General features: G+C 53.0%; 16 protein-coding genes and 2 tRNA genes. 7 read left to right on the top strand and 11 right to left on the bottom strand.

The window, feature by feature from the left end:
* Positions 1 to 2: 2 nt before the first annotated feature.
* The 6 genes from ACHUEV_RS05810 to ACHUEV_RS05785 all read right to left on the bottom strand — a co-directional run bounded on the left by ACHUEV_RS05810 (position 3) and on the right by ACHUEV_RS05785 (position 4,793).
* Positions 3 to 74, bottom strand: a tRNA-Glu gene (locus ACHUEV_RS05810).
* Positions 75 to 112: 38 nt separating this feature from the next.
* A tRNA-Glu gene (locus ACHUEV_RS05805) sits at positions 113 to 187 on the bottom strand.
* 87 nt (positions 188 to 274) lie between these two features.
* A complete protein-coding gene (gene recJ / locus ACHUEV_RS05800) occupies positions 275 to 2,035 on the bottom strand; it encodes a single-stranded-DNA-specific exonuclease RecJ (RefSeq protein ID WP_394178118.1) in 1,761 nt (586 codons plus the stop codon).
* A gap of 83 nt (positions 2,036 to 2,118) precedes the next feature.
* On the bottom strand, positions 2,119 to 3,102 hold the full coding sequence (gene glpX / locus ACHUEV_RS05795) for a class II fructose-bisphosphatase (RefSeq protein WP_394178117.1): 984 nt from the start codon (positions 3,100 to 3,102) through the stop codon (positions 2,119 to 2,121).
* 118 nt (positions 3,103 to 3,220) lie between these two features.
* Complete coding sequence (locus ACHUEV_RS05790; protein WP_394178116.1) at positions 3,221 to 4,507, bottom strand: homoserine dehydrogenase; 1,287 nt, start codon at positions 4,505 to 4,507, stop codon at positions 3,221 to 3,223.
* Positions 4,508 to 4,562: 55 nt separating this feature from the next.
* Complete coding sequence (locus tag ACHUEV_RS05785) at positions 4,563 to 4,793, bottom strand: hypothetical protein (protein ID WP_394178115.1); 231 nt, start codon at positions 4,791 to 4,793, stop codon at positions 4,563 to 4,565.
* A gap of 104 nt (positions 4,794 to 4,897) precedes the next feature.
* Here ACHUEV_RS05785 and ACHUEV_RS05780 point away from each other — a divergent pair, with 104 nt between their 5' ends.
* A complete protein-coding gene (locus ACHUEV_RS05780) occupies positions 4,898 to 5,377 on the top strand; it encodes a hypothetical protein (RefSeq protein ID WP_394178114.1) in 480 nt (159 codons plus the stop codon).
* Here the strand turns inward: ACHUEV_RS05780 and ACHUEV_RS05775 are convergent.
* The 3 genes from ACHUEV_RS05775 to ACHUEV_RS05765 are packed head-to-tail and all read right to left on the bottom strand — an operon-like array spanning position 5,374 to position 8,166.
* Positions 5,374 to 5,991 (bottom strand): TadE/TadG family type IV pilus assembly protein, encoded by a 618-nt coding sequence (locus ACHUEV_RS05775; protein ID WP_394178113.1) that lies wholly within the window; start codon positions 5,989 to 5,991, stop codon positions 5,374 to 5,376. The two genes, ACHUEV_RS05780 and ACHUEV_RS05775, sit on opposite strands and share 4 nt — an antisense overlap.
* Complete coding sequence (locus tag ACHUEV_RS05770) at positions 5,981 to 6,562, bottom strand: TadE/TadG family type IV pilus assembly protein (protein WP_394178112.1); 582 nt, start codon at positions 6,560 to 6,562, stop codon at positions 5,981 to 5,983. Before ACHUEV_RS05770 ends, ACHUEV_RS05775 begins: the two co-directional genes overlap by 11 nt.
* Positions 6,562 to 8,166, bottom strand: coding sequence for a TadE/TadG family type IV pilus assembly protein (locus ACHUEV_RS05765; protein ID WP_394178111.1), 1,605 nt, complete (start codon positions 8,164 to 8,166; stop codon positions 6,562 to 6,564). The genes ACHUEV_RS05770 and ACHUEV_RS05765 overlap by 1 nt, the downstream gene beginning before the upstream one ends.
* 380 nt (positions 8,167 to 8,546) lie before the next feature.
* Here ACHUEV_RS05765 and dnaG point away from each other — a divergent pair, with 380 nt between their 5' ends.
* The 4 genes from dnaG (at position 8,547) to ACHUEV_RS05745 (ending at position 13,559) form a co-directional block, all read left to right on the top strand.
* The gene (gene dnaG, locus ACHUEV_RS05760; RefSeq protein WP_394178277.1) at positions 8,547 to 10,520 is read left to right on the top strand and encodes a DNA primase; all 1,974 of its coding nucleotides are present in this window, start codon (positions 8,547 to 8,549) and stop codon (positions 10,518 to 10,520) included.
* A 128-nt stretch (positions 10,521 to 10,648) separates the two neighbouring features.
* Positions 10,649 to 12,625, top strand: coding sequence for an RNA polymerase sigma factor RpoD (rpoD, locus tag ACHUEV_RS05755; protein WP_394178110.1), 1,977 nt, complete (start codon positions 10,649 to 10,651; stop codon positions 12,623 to 12,625).
* Positions 12,626 to 12,643: 18 nt separating this feature from the next.
* Positions 12,644 to 13,210: a hypothetical protein gene (locus tag ACHUEV_RS05750; protein ID WP_394178109.1), complete on the top strand. Its 567-nt coding sequence runs from the start codon at positions 12,644 to 12,646 to the stop codon at positions 13,208 to 13,210.
* Between the two features lie 187 nt (positions 13,211 to 13,397).
* Complete coding sequence (locus tag ACHUEV_RS05745) at positions 13,398 to 13,559, top strand: hypothetical protein (RefSeq protein WP_394178108.1); 162 nt, start codon at positions 13,398 to 13,400, stop codon at positions 13,557 to 13,559.
* A gap of 41 nt (positions 13,560 to 13,600) precedes the next feature.
* Here the strand turns inward: ACHUEV_RS05745 and ACHUEV_RS05740 are convergent, their stop codons facing one another.
* Positions 13,601 to 14,290 carry a nitroreductase family protein gene (locus tag ACHUEV_RS05740; protein WP_394178107.1) on the bottom strand — a complete coding sequence of 230 codons (690 nt, stop codon included), beginning with the start codon at positions 14,288 to 14,290 and terminating at the stop codon, positions 13,601 to 13,603.
* A gap of 253 nt (positions 14,291 to 14,543) precedes the next feature.
* Between ACHUEV_RS05740 and ACHUEV_RS05735 the strand changes: the two genes are divergently transcribed.
* The gene (locus tag ACHUEV_RS05735) at positions 14,544 to 14,792 is read left to right on the top strand and encodes a hypothetical protein (RefSeq protein WP_394178106.1); all 249 of its coding nucleotides are present in this window, start codon (positions 14,544 to 14,546) and stop codon (positions 14,790 to 14,792) included.
* On the opposite strand, the gene ACHUEV_RS05730 is transcribed toward ACHUEV_RS05735, so the two are convergent.
* The gene (locus tag ACHUEV_RS05730) at positions 14,789 to 16,366 is read right to left on the bottom strand and encodes a tetratricopeptide repeat-containing sulfotransferase family protein (RefSeq protein WP_394178105.1); all 1,578 of its coding nucleotides are present in this window, start codon (positions 16,364 to 16,366) and stop codon (positions 14,789 to 14,791) included. The two genes, ACHUEV_RS05735 and ACHUEV_RS05730, sit on opposite strands and share 4 nt — an antisense overlap.
* Before the next feature lie 119 nt (positions 16,367 to 16,485).
* On the opposite strand from ACHUEV_RS05730, the gene ACHUEV_RS05725 reads away from it, so the two are divergent.
* A complete protein-coding gene (locus ACHUEV_RS05725) occupies positions 16,486 to 16,893 on the top strand; it encodes a secondary thiamine-phosphate synthase enzyme YjbQ (protein ID WP_394178104.1) in 408 nt (135 codons plus the stop codon).
* Positions 16,894 to 17,017 lie beyond the last annotated feature (124 nt).

Below are 17,017 nucleotides of genomic sequence, written 5' to 3'. Positions count from 1 at the left end.
GGCAGTCCCTAGGGGAATCGAACCCCTCTTTCCAGGTTGAAAACCTGGCGTCCTAACCGATAGACGAAGGGACCGCATCTGATATGTCTCACTAATCTAGTGATTTACACCATGGCAGTCCCTAGGGGAATCGAACCCCTCTTTCCAGGTTGAAAACCTGGCGTCCTAACCGATAGACGAAGGGACCGCACTTGGTGTGTCGCGCTTTTAAGAAAACCCGTGGGGGGGCGCAAGAGGTTTTTTGAATTAATTTCACATTTACCGGGGAAAGATTTCAGTGCGCTGGCGCGGCGTCTTCAAGGCGCAGTTGGACCGACTGCCGCCCCCGCCATGTGTTCACTTCGAGGCGACCTGCCAGATGAAAACGGGCCCCATTGTGGCCCATCAGCATCGGCCCGAGCGGTCCATCCATACCACCAAAGCAAATGGAATCGATCCGCGCGCCTAGGCCGTCGCCAAAAGTGACCTTTAGGTGGTTAGCACCAACTTGTTTTGCAAAGAGAATCTGAACATCAGGGAATGCAAAACGTGGAGCAGGGGCACCTGCGCCAAAGGGGCCTGCCTTTTCGATTTGTTCGACAAGCTCCACGGTCGCTGCACCTGGCATAAGGATCCCATCAAGGCGCAAATCGGCAGGGCCAATATCGGCGGCACCTTGTTTGGCCAATAGCGCGCTAAGCCGTTCCATAGCCGGTTCGAGCTGGTCGCGCGCCACGGTAAGACCTGCGGCCATCTTGTGCCCGCCGCCCTTAATCAGCAGCCCTTCAGCGGCGGTGCGTTGAATGGCGGCCCCAAGATCAATTCCCGAAACAGACCGACCAGAGCCTTTGCCTTCGTCCCCATCTAACCCGATGACGATCGCGGGGCGGTTCGTTGCTTCCTTAAGGCGTGACGCGACAATGCCGACGACGCCGGGGTGCCAACCTTCGCCAGCGGCCCATACCAGCGGGCCATCCAACCCGCGCTCGGTTGCTTGTTCGATGGCTAGATCACGGACCTGCGTTTCGACTTCGCGGCGTTCGGTATTAAGCTGATCTAGTTTGCTCGCCATGGCGTCGGCTTCGTGACGGTCATTGCTCGCCAATAGACGTGCACCAAGGTCAGCCTGACCGATACGACCGCCAGCGTTTACACGCGGTCCAAGGAGGAAGCCCAGATGATAACTGGTGGGCGCCTGATCTAGCCCGGCCACATCCGCAAGTGCGGTTAGCCCGATACGCTGGCGACGCCCCATAACGGTCAGCCCTTGGCGCACAAAGGCGCGGTTCACGCCGATTAATGGCGCGACGTCTGCCACAGTCGCAAGCGCAACAAGGTCAAGCATCGACATGAGGTCGGGGCCTTTTGTGCCTGCCTCACGCAACTGTCTGTTCGCTTCGACAAGCATCAAGAACACGACAGCAGCAGCGCAAAGGTGACCCAGATCGCCGCTTTCATCCTGACGGTTCGGATTCACAATCGCGACCGCGTCCGGCAGCGTTTCGCCGCCAAGGTGGTGATCAAGAACAACCACATCCGCCCCGACAGCCGCTGCAATGGGTCCGTGTGACAGTGTCCCGCAATCGACGCAGACGATCAGGCTATGATCCGCAGCAAGCGACGCCATTGCCTCGTCATTTGGCCCATAGCCTTCGTCGATCCGATCTGGGACATATAGTGTAGCCTCTTGGCCCATATCACGCAGCCAATTGATCAGTAGCGCGGCAGAGGTGCCGCCATCGACATCATAATCGGCAAAGATCGCGATGCGTTCGCGCGCGCTCACGGCCTTTAGAAACCGCGCCGCTGCCTTTTCCATATCGCGCATATCATGAGGATCAGGAAGCAAGTCGCGCAGCGTTGGCGAAAGGAACGCTTCGGTCCCATCTTCTGGCACACCGCGCCGAACAAGTGTTCGGCAAAGCGGCGCGGGCAACCCGGTGGTTTGCGCCATCGCTTCGGACAGGCGGTCTTCTTCGATGCTAGGTCCGACCCAGCGTCTGCCTGTCGCAGATTCGGCTACATCAAGAAACGCTTTATGTTGTGTCTGTGTCATAGTTCGGCACAATATAGAAAGGGCGCAGCTGGTGCCACGCCCTATTCCTTAGTTTGTATCAAATACTCCTGCCGGAGGCGCAATTAGGAGGTCGGGTTGCGGTAAATCATGCGACGTACCGACCCTGTTTTAGAGCGCATCATAATCGTTTCGGCAGTGACATAGCCGACTTCACGTTTAATACCGCTCACAAGCGATCCATCAGTGACCCCGGTTGCCGAAAAAATAACGTCGCCGGTGACAAGATCATCACGTGTGTAAACCCGGTCAAAGTCGGTGATTCCCGCTTTGGTCGCGCGGCCGCGTTCATCATCATTCCGGAATAAAAGACGGCCCAAGATTTGTCCGCCCATGCATTTCAACGCAGCGGCAGCCAAAACGCCTTCGGGCGCGCCACCCGCACCCATGTACATGTCGATGCCTGTTACGTCAGGTTCGGCGCAATGCATTACACCCGCAACGTCGCCATCTGTAATCAGGCGGATGGCAGCACCAGTGCCGCGCAGTTCGGCGATCATATCCTCGTGGCGCGGGCGTTCCAAAACGCAGACGGTGATGTCGCGTGTGCTGCATCCTTTGGCGACGGCCAAAGCTGCAACGCGTTCGCTTGGCGACATGTCTAGCGTGACAACACCTTCAGGGTAGCCCGGGCCAATCGCCAGTTTGTCCATATAGACGTCAGGCGCGTGAAGCATTGAACCGCGCGGCCCCATCGCAATGACGGCAAGCGCGTTTGGCATATCTTTTGCGGTCAGCGTGGTGCCCTCAAGCGGGTCGAGCGCAATATCCACGCCCGGACCGTCGCCCGATCCCACCTCTTCACCGATGTAAAGCATCGGTGCTTCGTCGCGTTCACCTTCGCCGATTACGACGACGCCAGCGATGTCTAGCTTGTTGAGCTGCGTGCGCATTGCATCAACAGCGGCTTGGTCGGCGGCTTTCTCGTCGCCGCGCCCGATGAGCGGGGTACAAGCGATGGCCGCAGCTTCAGAAACACGGGCAAGTCCCAGTGAAAGTGAGCGGTCGTTAAAGTCGGCAGCTTTGGTCACGGTAGGGGATCCTTTCATGTGTGGTCCCCCTAAACCTTGTCCGTCCTCTTGCTGCAATACTGTTTGCGCTAACCCACGGTCATCAGGATTTGCGATCAATCCCAACGCTGAATTTTTGGCAAATTATCGCGTAGTATCAGACTTCTTCGATACGAATTGCAACTGGCGTGCCCGTGACAACGCCGGTCTTGTCAAAGTCAGCAAGCGCCTCTTCCAATGCAGTACGTGTCGTCTTGTGCGTCACGATGAGCACAGGCGCAGCGGTATCAAGATGCCCGTACTGGCGCATCCGATCAATCGAAATGCCTGCCTCGCCCAAGGCATGAGCAACCTTTGCCAAGGCACCCGGTTTATCCAAAAGCTGAAGGCGCAGGTAATAAGGTGCAGGTACAGCGGCGCGAGCAGCGCGCGCTTGGCGCAAAGTGTTAGCAGGCTGGCCAAATGTCGAAATTCGGATGCCACGCGCAATATCCATGACGTCGCCCATGACCGCGCTTGCAGTTGGCCCTTCGCCAGCCCCGGGTCCACGAAGGACGATTTGGCTGACGGCGTCACCTTCAAGGACAACCATATTGGTGCCGCCTTCAAGTTGACCCAGTGGGGACGTATCGGGGACTAGGCAAGGCGACATGCGCTGTTCAAGCCCGCGACCGGTCATCTGTGCAACGCCCAGAAGCTTGATCTTATAACCCATGTCGGCGGCTTGATGGATGTCGTCGATGGTGATCGCGCCAATGCCTTCTAGCTCAACTGCGTCAAAATCAACTTTGGTACCAAAAGCGATTGAGGCAAGCAGCGCCAGCTTGTGACCTGCATCAATACCACCCACATCGAGCTCTGGGTCAGCCTCAAGATAGCCAAGGTTATTGGCTTCTTCGAATACCGCCTCATAGCTTAGCCCTGCGTCTTCCATCCGGGTTAGGATATAGTTGCAGCTGCCGTTCATAACGCCCATGACGCGCGAAATTTCGTTGCCGGCCAAGCCTTCGGTCAGGGACTTCACTACGGGAATGCCACCGGCGACGGCCGCTTCAAAGCGGATGACGCGACCTGCGGCCTCGGCAGATTCGGCCAATGCTTGGCCGTGGATCGCCAACAATGCTTTGTTTGCTGTCACGATGTCCTTGCCTGCAATAATCGCGGCAGCGGTTGCGTCTTTGGCCGGGCCTTCGTGTCCGCCCATGACTTCGACGAATACGTCGACATCATCACGTTTCGCGAGTTCAACTGGATCGTCTTCCCAAGCGTAGTTTGACAGATCAACACCACGGTCTTTGTATTTAGCGCGCGCCGAGACAGCGCTGATAACGATGGGGCGTCCCGCGCGTTTTTCAAGAAGTTCGGCGTGCTGTTGAATGATCTTCACGATGCCAACACCCACGGTGCCAAGACCCGCGATTCCAAGGCGTAGTGGTGTCGTCATATCGGGGTCCATCCGTGGTTCGTTTTCTCAACGCCGTACTAGCGAATAGGGCGGGCTACTGCAACGCAGCGATATCGATCAGTCTTAGGCGCGCGGCACGGGCCTGCAGGGCGGCAACTCTTGCGGCCATCTGCGTATCAGTTGATGTCGAATGCGGTGCAAAGTCGGGCAACTGTGACAACGTAGGGTAGGGGGCATCGCGTGCGGCATCGCTGATGGTGCCATCAAGTGCGGGAAACTCCGCACAGGCCGCGAGGGCGAATATGAGAATTGGGATCAGTCGCATTGGCGGCACTTTACGCAGCCCACAATGAAAAGCGCAAGTCAGCCAATGCCTATGCAATTACCCGAAGCTAGGGTAGGTCGGTGACAACTAATATGAGGTCCAACATGTTCCAATCCGATGAAGCCGGTGTTTACGCCGTAGTTCAGGCGTCTGCGTTACGCCGCGTCTTTGCATTTGGTGTGCTGTTCGCACTTGGTGCGTTGGTGATTTACACGGCGTTGGTTCAGCCACCTGCCGCGATTTGGATGGTCTTTATGATCGGTTTCGGGACAGGGGCCCTTTGGCTAGCAGAAAAAATGCGACGCGCAACGCTGAGCGTGATTGAGCTAACAGACACAGAAATCCGTGATTCAAATGGCAACGTCCTTGCGCGTATGGATGAAATCCTTGCGGTAGATCGCGGCGCCTTCGCCTTCAAACCATCGAACGGTTTCACGCTTAAACTAAAAACCAAAAAGCCCCGGGCTTGGGCACCGGGGCTTTGGTGGCGCTTTGGGCGCCGGGTTGGTGTCGGAGGCGTGACCTCAGCAGGTCAGGCCAAATTCATGGCAGAACAAATCGCCCTGCGTATCGCTGCTAGCTAGGATTCCGGTTTACATGTCTCATTGCCACCACCGTTATCAAAGCAGACCTCGCCTTCAAATCGTGCGCGAATTGGCGTGAAATTTTCGAACTCTATTCCTTCAAGGTCTGTTGGAACAAATGGACCGATACCGATTGTAAAGGGGGCTGTATACGGAACGTGGGTTTCGACCAAAATAGAAGTATCACCATGCGCCATTATCGGAAGCTTATGTGAAACATTGTCCAGCGAAGGCTGAGTGTGAGGAACGTAGTCGTCACCTCTCTCTTTTGACCAAATAAGCACATATTGGTCATCAGTTTCTACATCAGGATCCCCTTGATCAAAATAATAACTGGTTACACGAAGGCTAGGCTCTTCATTCTTTGGGATTAAACGCTCAAAAAGCTTAAACGTTCCGTTGAAGTATGCGTCATCTACAACGCCTTCGCGACTAAACATATCTGCGATAGTCAGATTTGCGCGGGTGCTTAGAGATTCATGCTTAAACGCGTCAAAGTAGACGTATGTTGACAATAAAGCCCATACTAACAACGGAATAGCGAGGATCAACTCAACAGAGGCAACCCCAGTTTCATCGTTTCGAAAGTTACTTAGGAATTCTTTAATCGTCATCGCGAGGCTCTACAACATATGATGAAGTTGCTACCAGTGCGTAAGAACCAGCTGACCGCGCATCACCATTGTCAATGATTGCTTGTCCAATGCTGGGCACTCGGGTTCTGCCAATTCGGCTCGTTGGCAGAATTGGGTCAATACGCGCGCAGGCAATAATAACAACGAGTTCATTGCCCTTGCCGTGTGTAAAGTTGAAGTTGTTTCTAGCTTCCACACTGCGGTCCCGACAATTTACTTGTGCAGGCAGCGGGACCCAAGCACGAGGGTCCCTGACGTACATTTCGACCTGAAGCTGATTCCCACAATCAGGTATGATACCAGCATATTTGCATATATCATTCCGCAGCTCAGACGCATCGGGGTCAATTTTCGTGCCAATGCGCACATCACGAATTGCGATGTCTACTCCGCGCTCCAGCATAACGTTTCGGATCGAAATGATACCATTCTCGACGGTCATCAAGAAGAAAGCGAACATGATTGGAAAGATCAAGACGAATTCAAGGGTTACAACACCGCTCTCGTCTTGCCTAAAACGCTGGATCCAAAATTTTGTTCTTTGCTCCATCATAGGTTCAATCGCAGGTCTGTGATTTGGTCAGCAATCTGGTCAAAGATCTCCTGAATCGCATCACCTTCGGTTTCATGATAGTAGCGCGACTTGGGTTCTGACGCACAGTCCCTCATTTCATCTTCACCATGATCAGTGGCACCCATAGCAATGGAATAAACGACGATTTTGCTATCCTTGGCTGCGCCGCAAATGTCCTGAAGCCAGTTGTCTGCATCACTAGCTGAGTATCGCTGTTCGATGAAGTTATTATAATTTCTAGAATTGTCGATTTTGTCGATCCAGTACTGCAATCCGTACTGTTGGAACTGAACATGCTCTTCATATTCATCATATTCGCTAGGTCTCAAACGGTTTGTCGCAACGTTTTCACCATCCGTCATCAATACCACATACTTGAGCGTTTTGATGCCGCTTTCGTCCGGATAGGCAAGTGGCCGCGTGCCCTGAAAGTCGTCATGAATGCTATTCACGTTGTTCAACACATTACGCATTGACGGATCGAGCAGGGATACGCCCCATTTCATGCCTAAATGGATCGACGTTGTTTGCGTCGGTTGTAGCTGTGCGATTGCATCTGTCACCGTTTTCGCTTCGTCGGCAAGCGGAATGATGGCTTCATAGCTGCGCCAAGGGCAGGTCGTGTTTACCGGGGACTCTGTATTATCGCCTGAACGTACGTCTGCATACTCCACCTGATCGTATGATCTAGCGCTGTTGAATTCGGTCGTTGCGAACTCAGTGGAAACGAACTCAACGCACCGTGTGGGGTTAGTGAATGCCGGCCCCTCATCATCAGGGTCTGTGCTTGCAACTACATTTACATTCAGCGCGTCAAAGAGCTCATCACCAATATTTACTTCAGCCGAGTAATTGACCAAGGAAATTGATACAATTGGCCGGTATGGTGTAGTTGCATCGTCCGGGTCGCCGTTGGCTTCTAAAATTTTGTTAACGAAGTTCGTTGCCGCGGTACGCAGCAGCTCAATTTTTCTTTCACCATAAACAGTTTTCCAGCAACCTTTGCCGTAGCCACTATACCATTGTCCGCGCCGGCAGCCACTTTCGCCCTCGCGTACGAATTCATAACCCTTCACAACTCGGTTGTTCATCGAGCCAGAGATGTCAAGAACGAGCGAAACTTCGATTTCGCCTACACCTTCAATCGCACGAGACGCCGCAGGTGCGTTAAGTTCATCGATTCCGGCCAAGCGAAGAAAGAAAGTATTTACGTCAACTTCGGCGTTTACTTGGACAGATTTCGATGTGCCAGTATTGTTAATGATTGGCTGGCCAACCATTGCGTCAGCATAACCCGCCTTTTCAAAGAAGTCGACGACAACCGCCTCTGAATCCAAGTCTTGGCGCAGGCTGGCTGCCGCAAGTACGGCGCGGTCTGATACGCCCTGAATTTCGGCTCTTCTAGATTCGAAGCGCATGAAGTCGACAGCCATGCCACCCACGATGAGCATCGTAATCAGCAACAAAATGGTCATGACCAGCACTGATCCGTCTTCGTCTTGCGCAAAGCGCTTTAGAAAGCTCGTCGGTGAAAATCGTGTGTTGGACGCGCGCGTCTTCGGTTTGTTCATCATTGGCATGGTCTATCCTCGTGGCAAAGCACCAAGTCATTTATACGTCATATGGATTGGCGTTCATAACCCCTAATGCCTTGTGCCTTGGTTACGTGGCGAAATTAGGGCGGGTGTTTTCTGAGCTGTCAGAATGCCGCGGAATCGCGTAATCAAAACGCCAGTTTTTGTGTGACTGTTTCTCTTTTGGAAATGTATGGGGCGTGAAATCTAGGCAAAAAGTCGCCATGCTGGCGCTTCGACGTCCGAGATTTTGATCGAAAGGTCAATCGGATCATGGGATTGTGATTCGTTGTTTGCTTGAAGATTCGTGCTTTTTACGCTGTCTGGATGGTGAACTATGCGAAGAACGGATTGGCCTTTGTGCCGAACTGGGCGATAAAGCGATTATGAGTCTGCCGCCCGGTTTCCTTGATGAATTGCGTACACGACTGTCTTTGGGGCAGGTCGTTGGCCGTAAGGTTATGTGGGACACCCGCAAGTCCAATCAGGGCAAGGGTGATCTATGGGCGCCGTGTCCGTTTCACCAAGAAAAATCCGCGAGCTTTCACGTCGATGATCGCAAGGGCTTTTACTATTGTTTTGGCTGTCACGCGAAGGGTGACGCGATTTCTTTTGTGCGCGAGACTGAGAATGTCGATTTCATGGAGGCAGTACGTATTCTTGCCGGTGAGGCCGGGATGCCGATGCCCGAACGCGATCCGCAAGCGCAGCAAAAGGCCGATCATCGTACCGTTTTAGCAGATGTGATGGAGCAGGCGGTTCAGTATCACCGACTACAACTACAAACGGGTGCCGCCGCTGAGGCGCGCGACTACCTTGAGCGCAGAGGGCTGAGCGTAGAGGCGCAAGCGCGGTGGAATATCGGATTTGCGCCTAGCAATGGCGGGGTGCTGGCGCATCTTAAGGGAAAAGGTGTCGATCAGAAGTTGGTGATTGATGCCGGGCTAGCGGCCGAGAGTGATCGTGGTGGCGCGCCCTATGATCGGTTCCGCGGGCGTATCATCTTTCCAATTCGGGATGCGCGTGGTCGTGCCATTGGTCTTGGCGGACGGGCGATGGACCCGAATGCGCGCGCGAAGTATTTAAATTCGCCCGAGACGCCTTTGTTCGACAAGGGCCGTAGCCTTTATAATCACGGACCTGCGCGTGAGGCGGCAGGAAAAGGCAAGCCGCTGATTGTCGCTGAAGGCTACATGGATGTTATCGCTCTGTCCGAGGCTGGGTTTGAGGCGACTGTTGCGCCGCTCGGCACGGCGATTACAGAAAGCCAACTGCAGATGCTGTGGCGCATTGCACCAGAGCCGATCATTGCGCTGGATGGTGATACGGCAGGGATACGTGCCGCGATGCGGGTGATCGATATCGCGCTACCGCTGCTGGAAGCCGGTCAATCACTGCGCTTTGCGTTAATGCCCGATGGGATGGATCCCGATGACTTGATCAAGTCCCAAGGGGCAGGGGCGATGCAAAAACTGCTCGATCAGGCGATACCTATGGTTCAACTGTTGTGGCAGCGCGAAACCGAAGGCAAAGTCTACGACAGCCCTGAACGTAAGGCTGCGTTGGATAAGGCGCTTCGTGAAAAGATTAAACTGATTGCTGATCCCTCGATCCGCGAACACTACGGTGAGGCGATTAAGGAAATGCGCTGGGAGCTGTTCAGCAAGCGCAAGCCTGCCCGTGGTGGTACGAAGGCGCCACAGCGCAAATGGGCACCGGGCAATCAGGCCGCTTGGAAGCGCGACATCAGTCCCGTTGCAACAAGCAAAAATTCTGCACTTGGAACGGGTGCCGCGAAAGAGGAATACCTGCGCGAGGCTGTTATCCTTGCGACGCTGATCGCAAATCCAGCCGTGGCGATGGAATTCGAAGGGGCGTTAGAGCAGCTGCACTGCCGTGATCATACACACGATGATGTGCATGCCTGCCTGCTGCGGAACTTGGGCGCGGATGATTTGCGTAGCGTCATTGTTGATGCATTAGGGCCGGTGGTACTTGAAAATCTGATGACCCACAGCCATGTCGCTATTAGCCCAGCCATTCGGCGCGCCGGGGATAATGAAATCGCGCGAATGTGTTTGGCAGAGGAGTTTGCAAAGCTAAATGCACGGTTGGGTCATGCGCGCGAGATCGAAGATGCGGTTGAGGACCTGTCGGGTGTTGCGGATGAAGGGCTGACTTGGCGGTTGGCACAAGCGTCAGCGGCGCTGGAACGTGCAGGGCGGGGGGACAATGATGATAAGGCAGAATACGCTGTTCACAAGAACGGTGCCCGGCTGAAAAAAGAGGAACTAAGCGCCTTGGATCAGCTGCTTGAACAGATCGGTTATGCCAAAGGGCAAGACACGTCAGATTCATGATTGGCAACATACTTTGAAAACAAGGCGCGACCTGCTTGCGAATCATCGCGATGCAGGGTTGATTCGACGCTAACCGAATCGGCCGAATCACTTCGGCTCGGAAACGATGACTTTGAAAGGGCCCCTTGATGGCTGCGAAAGACAACGACGATCGTAAGAACGCCGACCAAGACGGTGATATCAGCCTTGATATGAGCCAAGCCGCGGTCAAGAAAATGATCGCTGATGCGCGCGAACGGGGCTACATCACTTACGATCAGTTGAACGCGGTCCTGCCACCAGAGCAGGTATCGTCGGACCAGATCGAAGATGTGATGTCGATGCTGTCGGAAATGGGCATCCAAGTCACCGAAGAAGAAGAATCCGAAGAGACCGAAGAAAACCAAGGTAGCACCGAAGTTGCGACCGTTGCTGGTTCGCGTGACGTTGTTATTGGTGGTGCCGAAGCTGAAAAGCTGGATCGTACCGATGACCCGGTTCGCATGTACCTGCGCGAGATGGGCAGTGTCGAACTGCTAAGCCGTGAAGGCGAGATCGCCATCGCAAAGCGGATCGAAGCTGGCCGCAACACGATGATCCTCGGGCTTTGCGAAAGCCCGCTGACTTTCCAAGCGATCACGATCTGGCGCGACGAACTTTTGTCTGAAGACATTTTGCTACGCGATGTCATCGACCTTGAGACCACATTTGGCAACCAAATGGGCGATGAGGAAGAAACCGTTGTTGCGGCCCCTGTCGCTGACACAGGTGAAAAGGCTGAAAAAGCGCAAGAGCTTGATGCCGATGGCAACCCGATCGCCAAAGACGATGACGACGATGAAGACGATCAGGCAAACATGTCGCTTGCTGCGATGGAGGCTGCGCTAAAACCTCGCGTTCTGGAAACGCTGGAAGTCATCGCGCATGACTTTGCAGAGCTTTCAGACATGCAAGACGCACGTATGTCAGCGACCCTGAATGAAGATTCATCATTCACTGAGAAACAAGAAAAGAAATATCAAAAGCTACGGTCTGAAATCGTGCTCATGGTGAACTCGCTTCACCTGCACAACAACCGTATCGAAGCGCTGATTGACCAATTGTACGGCATCAACCGCCGTATCATGTCGATCGATAGCGCTATGGTAAAGCTGGCTGACCAAGCGCGGATTAACCGCCGCGAATTCATTGACGCCTACCGTGGTCGTGAACTTGATCCGAACTGGCTCGAAGAGATGAGCGAAAAGGCGGGCCGCGGCTGGCAGATGATGATCGAGAAATCGACAGACAAGATCGAAGAACTGCGCGGCGATATGGCCCAAGTCGGTCAGTATGTCGGTGTCGATATCACCGAATTCCGCCGCATCGTACAGCAAGTTCAAAAGGGTGAAAAAGAGGCGCGTCAGGCCAAGAAAGAAATGGTCGAAGCCAACCTGCGCCTCGTTATTTCCATCGCTAAGAAATACACAAACCGTGGCCTGCAGTTCCTTGATTTGATCCAAGAAGGTAACATCGGCCTGATGAAGGCGGTCGATAAATTCGAATACCGCCGTGGTTATAAATTCTCGACCTACGCCACATGGTGGATCCGTCAGGCGATCACGCGTTCTATCGCGGATCAGGCGCGTACCATCCGTATTCCAGTGCATATGATCGAAACGATCAACAAGCTGGTTCGGACTGGTCGTCAGATGCTGCACGAAATTGGCCGCGAACCAACACCAGAGGAATTGGCAGAAAAGCTGCAGATGCCTTTGGAAAAAGTCCGCAAGGTCATGAAGATCGCGAAAGAGCCGATCTCACTCGAAACGCCAATCGGCGACGAGGAAGATTCACAGCTTGGCGATTTCATCGAAGACAAGAACGCGATCCTGCCGCTGGATTCCGCCATTCAGGAAAACCTGAAGGAAACCACGACACGGGTGCTGGCGTCACTCACACCACGCGAAGAACGCGTCCTGCGCATGCGCTTTGGTATCGGTATGAACACCGACCACACGCTCGAAGAAGTCGGCCAACAGTTCAGCGTGACACGCGAACGTATCCGTCAGATCGAAGCGAAAGCGCTGCGGAAACTGAAGCACCCAAGCCGGAGCCGGAAGCTGCGGAGCTTCTTGGATCAGTGATTGGAGTGATCTCGTAAGGTGGTCAAGGCGCTTGGCGTATTCGGGCTGAGTCTATGTGCGTGCTTGCTGCTCGCCTTAGTGGTTTCTAGCGGGCTGATAAAGTTTGTTGTTGCGCCAACTTGGCTAGCTGAAAATGAGCAGATCATAGTTGCTACAAGTTGTGTTTTTGGATTGTTTTTCGCATTGATCATGTGGGTTCTGTCCAGGCAAGTTAACTATAAAGGTGCAAGATTTGGCTACTGGATGGCAGCCGGCTACGTCCTATTTGGAACGATGGCGGTTTATTCGGGCGTTGCTGTCGTTTACCCAATGGGTCACGCCCTTCTAGGGGGGACCCAAGGGCGGGTTTTGAACTTGGTGGTGCGAGATCCTTGGCCGAGTACAAAAGGATGCCAGCGAGGTGTGGAAATTGTTGGTGGTGCTTTGATCGCAGGCCGCGTCTGTGGCATACCCGATGAATTGCGACCGTTCATACATGCCGGTAGCGGAATCTCTATTGTTGGCTACGGGACTGAATTAGGTGTTTTTCATGACGATGTGCTTATTGAGCAAGACGGGTTAGATTTCGGTTTGCCCGCTGATTGATATTTTCACCAAATCTCTTTGGGAACTCTAGAAGACGACCTTCTTGAATGGAGCGAGAGCGGATTAAAAGCGACATTTCGACTGCCATCAATTGAGCAAAATCAAATCATCCAGACCATGCTTCACATAGCGTGAGCTTAGCGGATCATCGCGTGTGATCCGATAAGCAAACGAAAGTGAGGACAGTATGAAGATTGTAACTTGGACTGTGGGTATCATCGCGATGTTTGGTTTAGCAGCTTGTGCGGAACCCGGTCATTATCCGGTTTCTGACGAAGAATGCGGCCCCAATGATCCTGTGCTGACACTTGATGCAAGTGATTGTGCGCCACTGCCTACTGGGCTGTGATGCTTTCACTTCGTGCCTGATAGGGGGGCGGCTGCTTGGGGTCAGTAAAACCGTGCGATTTTTTCGAGCGGCTTTTTATACTTCGCTACCTCCGGCACCGTCGCTGTTTCGGCGGCGTGGCCCACGGTGAGGATCATCACCGGCTTTTCTGAATCTGGTCGATTTAATGCCGCGTTCAGGAATTTCATCGGGTTTGGTGTATGCGTCAGGCACGACAGTCCCGCGTTATGCAGCGCGGCGATCAGGAAACCTGTCGCGATGCCGACACTTTCAGGCACGTAGTAGTTTTTGTATCGTGTGCCATCGTCGAACTCTCCCCATCGCTGGGCAAATATCACGATGTGCCAAGGTGCGGTGGTCAGGTGGGGTTTGTCCGGGTTCGTGCCAATAGGCTCTAACGCCTTGATCCATTCGTCGCTGCCGCCACCGTCATAGAATTTACGTTCTTCTTCCTCTGCCTCGGCCCTGATGCGCGCCTTAAGCGCGGGGTCAGATACGGCCGCAAAGAACCACGGCTGATGGTTTGCACCAGAAGGGGCGCTGCCGGCCGTCATGATACAGTTTTCGATGATGTCGCGGGGTACTGGGCGGTCCGAAAAGTCGCGGATCGAGTGGCGCTTGGCCATAAACTCGCGAAATTCAGCAGCTTTTCTCTGCGCTTCGTCGTCCGTTAACGTCAATCTGTCGGGAACCGGAACCGCGTTATAGGACATCTTTTCTTTTGCAAACATAACGGGCTCCTTAGCTGTAGTCACAAAGCTAACCAGCAATTGCTCTGAGGGCCAAGCTGAAAAAGGTGAGCTGGGTCAATGGGTTTGCTGAAGGGGGCGTTACCTTGTCATCACAGACCATCTATTTATCAGCTGCCCCGGACAAGTATTCCCAAAAAAGTGATGTGCGTCATCGCGCATGCCAAAGGCAGCTGACGCAGATTGAATGGCGGCTTCGCAAGACTACCTGTGGATTACGAAAGGGGATATTTCGATGCCACACTTAACGGTCGTGCCCTTCATCTTTTCAATCGCTTTTGGTTCTGCGCTGTACGGATATGCGGTTGAACCAGCACCGGACATGCTTGCACAGATTAGTCCTTCGATACTCAGCGAAATCCCGCTAGATATCCCAGCAGATGTTTGCTCTGTTCCTATCGTGCCATATGTCGACAGCAAAGATGATGCAGCTGACGCACTACAAGAATGTGATGTTGGCTTTTCGCGTGAACCTGGGTTCTAGAAACCGTCTGGATAGAAATGGGCGAGCTCGGCCTTCAACGGATCAAGGTGTTTTTCATATCGCGCCCAGCGTTTGACCGAGGATTTGTAAATAGGCTGCCTGACTTGCCATGTTGAGATAGTGCGCGCACGGTTTTCGTTCTCTTGGAAAGACAGGCATGCTGGATCCCAGTCTAACCCAAGAAAATCAATGATTTCGCGCGCCTTGCCTTCGGTGTCAGCTACGACATCCTCGTAGTGGACTTGCATGATAGGGTTCGGCAGTACTTTCTCCCAATGTCCCATCAAGCTGCGGAATTCGGAGTAGTATTGCCCTAAAGAAGTCAGATCCTGTGTGTAGCTATGAAATTTACCGAGTGGCGCTAGATAGCATGAGACGCAATTGTCCATGGGATCGCGCAAGGCGCTAATGATACGTGCTCTCGGAAATAGTTTTGCGTAAAAGCCGAGCAATTCAAAGTTATGTAGGCTTTTGTCTACTATGCGTTGCATTCCAGGTTGCGTCTTGGTGGACCTACTAAGGTATTGTTCTGCATAGTCAATTGCTTGGGATGGCGTCATGTCGTGAATGACTTTCGACAGTGAAGCGCCGTCATTCATTTTCATGCCTGCATTGACCGCAATCTCTCGCAGGGTGCTACTCTCCCCGATTCCGCCGATTTGTGGATGGTTCGAGAGAATTTGCTCAAGTAAAGTGCTGCCCGTGCGCGGCATGCCCACAACGAGAACTGGGCTTTCACTGTCGTGGCCCGTGCTCCCAAAATAGTTGGCACGCGAAACGTTTGAAACGATTTCATTCACGAATAGCTTGTTCACGGTTCGGTCGTGGGACATACCTGCAAGCTTTTTTGCATCCGAATAGTGCTGAAAGGATAACTCAAAATTACCAATGTCGTTTTCAGCTTTGCCAAGCATCCTCAATATACTGACACGATTAGGTAGCTGTTTGGCTACAAGTTTAGGGTATACTGTGTCCCGGATATGGATATAGATTTGATCGTGGGCTGTGATTTTACAAGTTTGATACCAAATTGAGTAATTCGCTATACTATCAGGATACTCCGTGAAAATGCTTCGGCAGATCGCTTCGGCTTTCTTTATATCACCTGCACCACGCAAAGATTTTGCGTACAATAGTCGGGATGGCAAATGCTCCGGACGAATTGTCAGGCACTTTTCCATGCATTCGGTCGCCTTACCGTAGTGTTCTGTTTCAAAATAAACTGTTGCGGCAACGTACAGGCCATCTGGCGATTTTGGGCCATATTTGACAGCACTATCGGCATGCCTAATAGCACTTTCAAACATACGTTTCTTACAGAAGCATTCGGCGGCTAATTCATGAGCCAAGGCCAAGCGCGGAGCAAGCTTTAGCAGTATTGGCAAAAGCGCAATTGCCATATCAGTGTTGCTGAGTTTGCGTGTGTAAAGGCGTGCAAGCTGCGCGTATCCGGTCGGGTCCTTTGGAGAATTGGTGATAGCCTTGTGTAAAACCTGTTCAGCCAATTTCAGTTGTCCTGCAGTTTCCGCTGCGGCAGCCTTCTTTAGAAGTAGCGATTTTGAAGATTTTGCCATTTCGGATCCCACCACATTGTTATCGTCGCATCAAAAATCACGTTTTAGTGGTGCCGACAAGCCAAATGCCCTAGTGTCGACACCTTGCACCAGTGTTCCCAACAGCGCAGTGTTGCCGGATGCAAAAGACGTTTCAAGTATCGACGCAGGGACCGGGCCTGTATGAATTCACCGACAAAGTGAGCAGTTGGGTGGAAGGCACTGGCTTGCTTACGCTTTTTGTTCAGCACACTTCGGCCAGTTTGCTGATCCAAGAGAACGCCGATCCCGAAGTCCGGGTTGATATGCAGAATTTCTTTCACCGTCTGGTTCCGCCAACCACCGATCCTTCGATGGCCTATTTGACCCATACCTACGAAGGCCCTGACGATATGCCTGCCCATATCAAGGCGGCTCTGCTTCCTGTTCAGCTTAGTATTCCTGTCAGCAACGGGCGGCTTGCCTTGGGAACGTGGCAGGGGATCTATCTTTTCGAACACCGTGATCGCCCGCACGAACGGCGCGTCGTTGCGCATCTTTCAAGCTAGATAACTCGCGAAGTGAGTCTGAACGGTCACGGTTTCTTCCTCTATCTAGCGTGTGAAATTGCCCTCTACCCAAAACCTGCTTAGGTTCCTATAGTGCCTGTGGATAACTTGGGGTCATGACCCC

Source organism: Yoonia maritima (assembly GCF_043641945.1).
Lineage (GTDB): Bacteria > Pseudomonadota > Alphaproteobacteria > Rhodobacterales > Rhodobacteraceae > Yoonia > Yoonia maritima_B.
Note: the sequence above shows the minus strand (reverse complement) of the source record. Positions and strands in the feature narration are given on the sequence as shown.

Bases quoted from the DNA above. Each gene is read 5' to 3' on its own strand.
- recJ (WP_394178118.1), bottom strand. From the start codon at position 2,035: ATGACACAGACACAACATAAAGCGTTTCTTGATGTAGCCGAATCTGCG.
- ACHUEV_RS05770 (WP_394178112.1), bottom strand. From the start codon at position 6,562: ATGGAGCAAAGAACAAAATTTTGGATCCAGCGTTTTAGGCAAGACGAG.
- ACHUEV_RS05725 (WP_394178104.1), top strand. From the start codon at position 16,486: ATGCAAAAGACGTTTCAAGTATCGACGCAGGGACCGGGCCTGTATGAA.
- ACHUEV_RS05730 (WP_394178105.1), bottom strand. From the start codon at position 16,366: ATGGCAAAATCTTCAAAATCGCTACTTCTAAAGAAGGCTGCCGCAGCG.
- ACHUEV_RS05735 (WP_394178106.1), top strand. From the start codon at position 14,544: ATGCCACACTTAACGGTCGTGCCCTTCATCTTTTCAATCGCTTTTGGT.
- ACHUEV_RS05775 (WP_394178113.1), bottom strand. From the start codon at position 5,991: ATGACGATTAAAGAATTCCTAAGTAACTTTCGAAACGATGAAACTGGG.
- ACHUEV_RS05785 (WP_394178115.1), bottom strand. From the start codon at position 4,793: ATGCGACTGATCCCAATTCTCATATTCGCCCTCGCGGCCTGTGCGGAG.
- dnaG (WP_394178277.1), top strand. From the start codon at position 8,547: ATGAGTCTGCCGCCCGGTTTCCTTGATGAATTGCGTACACGACTGTCT.
- rpoD (WP_394178110.1), top strand. From the start codon at position 10,649: ATGGCTGCGAAAGACAACGACGATCGTAAGAACGCCGACCAAGACGGT.
- ACHUEV_RS05790 (WP_394178116.1), bottom strand. From the start codon at position 4,507: ATGACGACACCACTACGCCTTGGAATCGCGGGTCTTGGCACCGTGGGT.
- ACHUEV_RS05740 (WP_394178107.1), bottom strand. From the start codon at position 14,290: ATGTTTGCAAAAGAAAAGATGTCCTATAACGCGGTTCCGGTTCCCGAC.
- ACHUEV_RS05765 (WP_394178111.1), bottom strand. From the start codon at position 8,166: ATGCCAATGATGAACAAACCGAAGACGCGCGCGTCCAACACACGATTT.
- ACHUEV_RS05745 (WP_394178108.1), top strand. From the start codon at position 13,398: ATGAAGATTGTAACTTGGACTGTGGGTATCATCGCGATGTTTGGTTTA.
- ACHUEV_RS05780 (WP_394178114.1), top strand. From the start codon at position 4,898: ATGTTCCAATCCGATGAAGCCGGTGTTTACGCCGTAGTTCAGGCGTCT.
- glpX (WP_394178117.1), bottom strand. From the start codon at position 3,102: ATGAAAGGATCCCCTACCGTGACCAAAGCTGCCGACTTTAACGACCGC.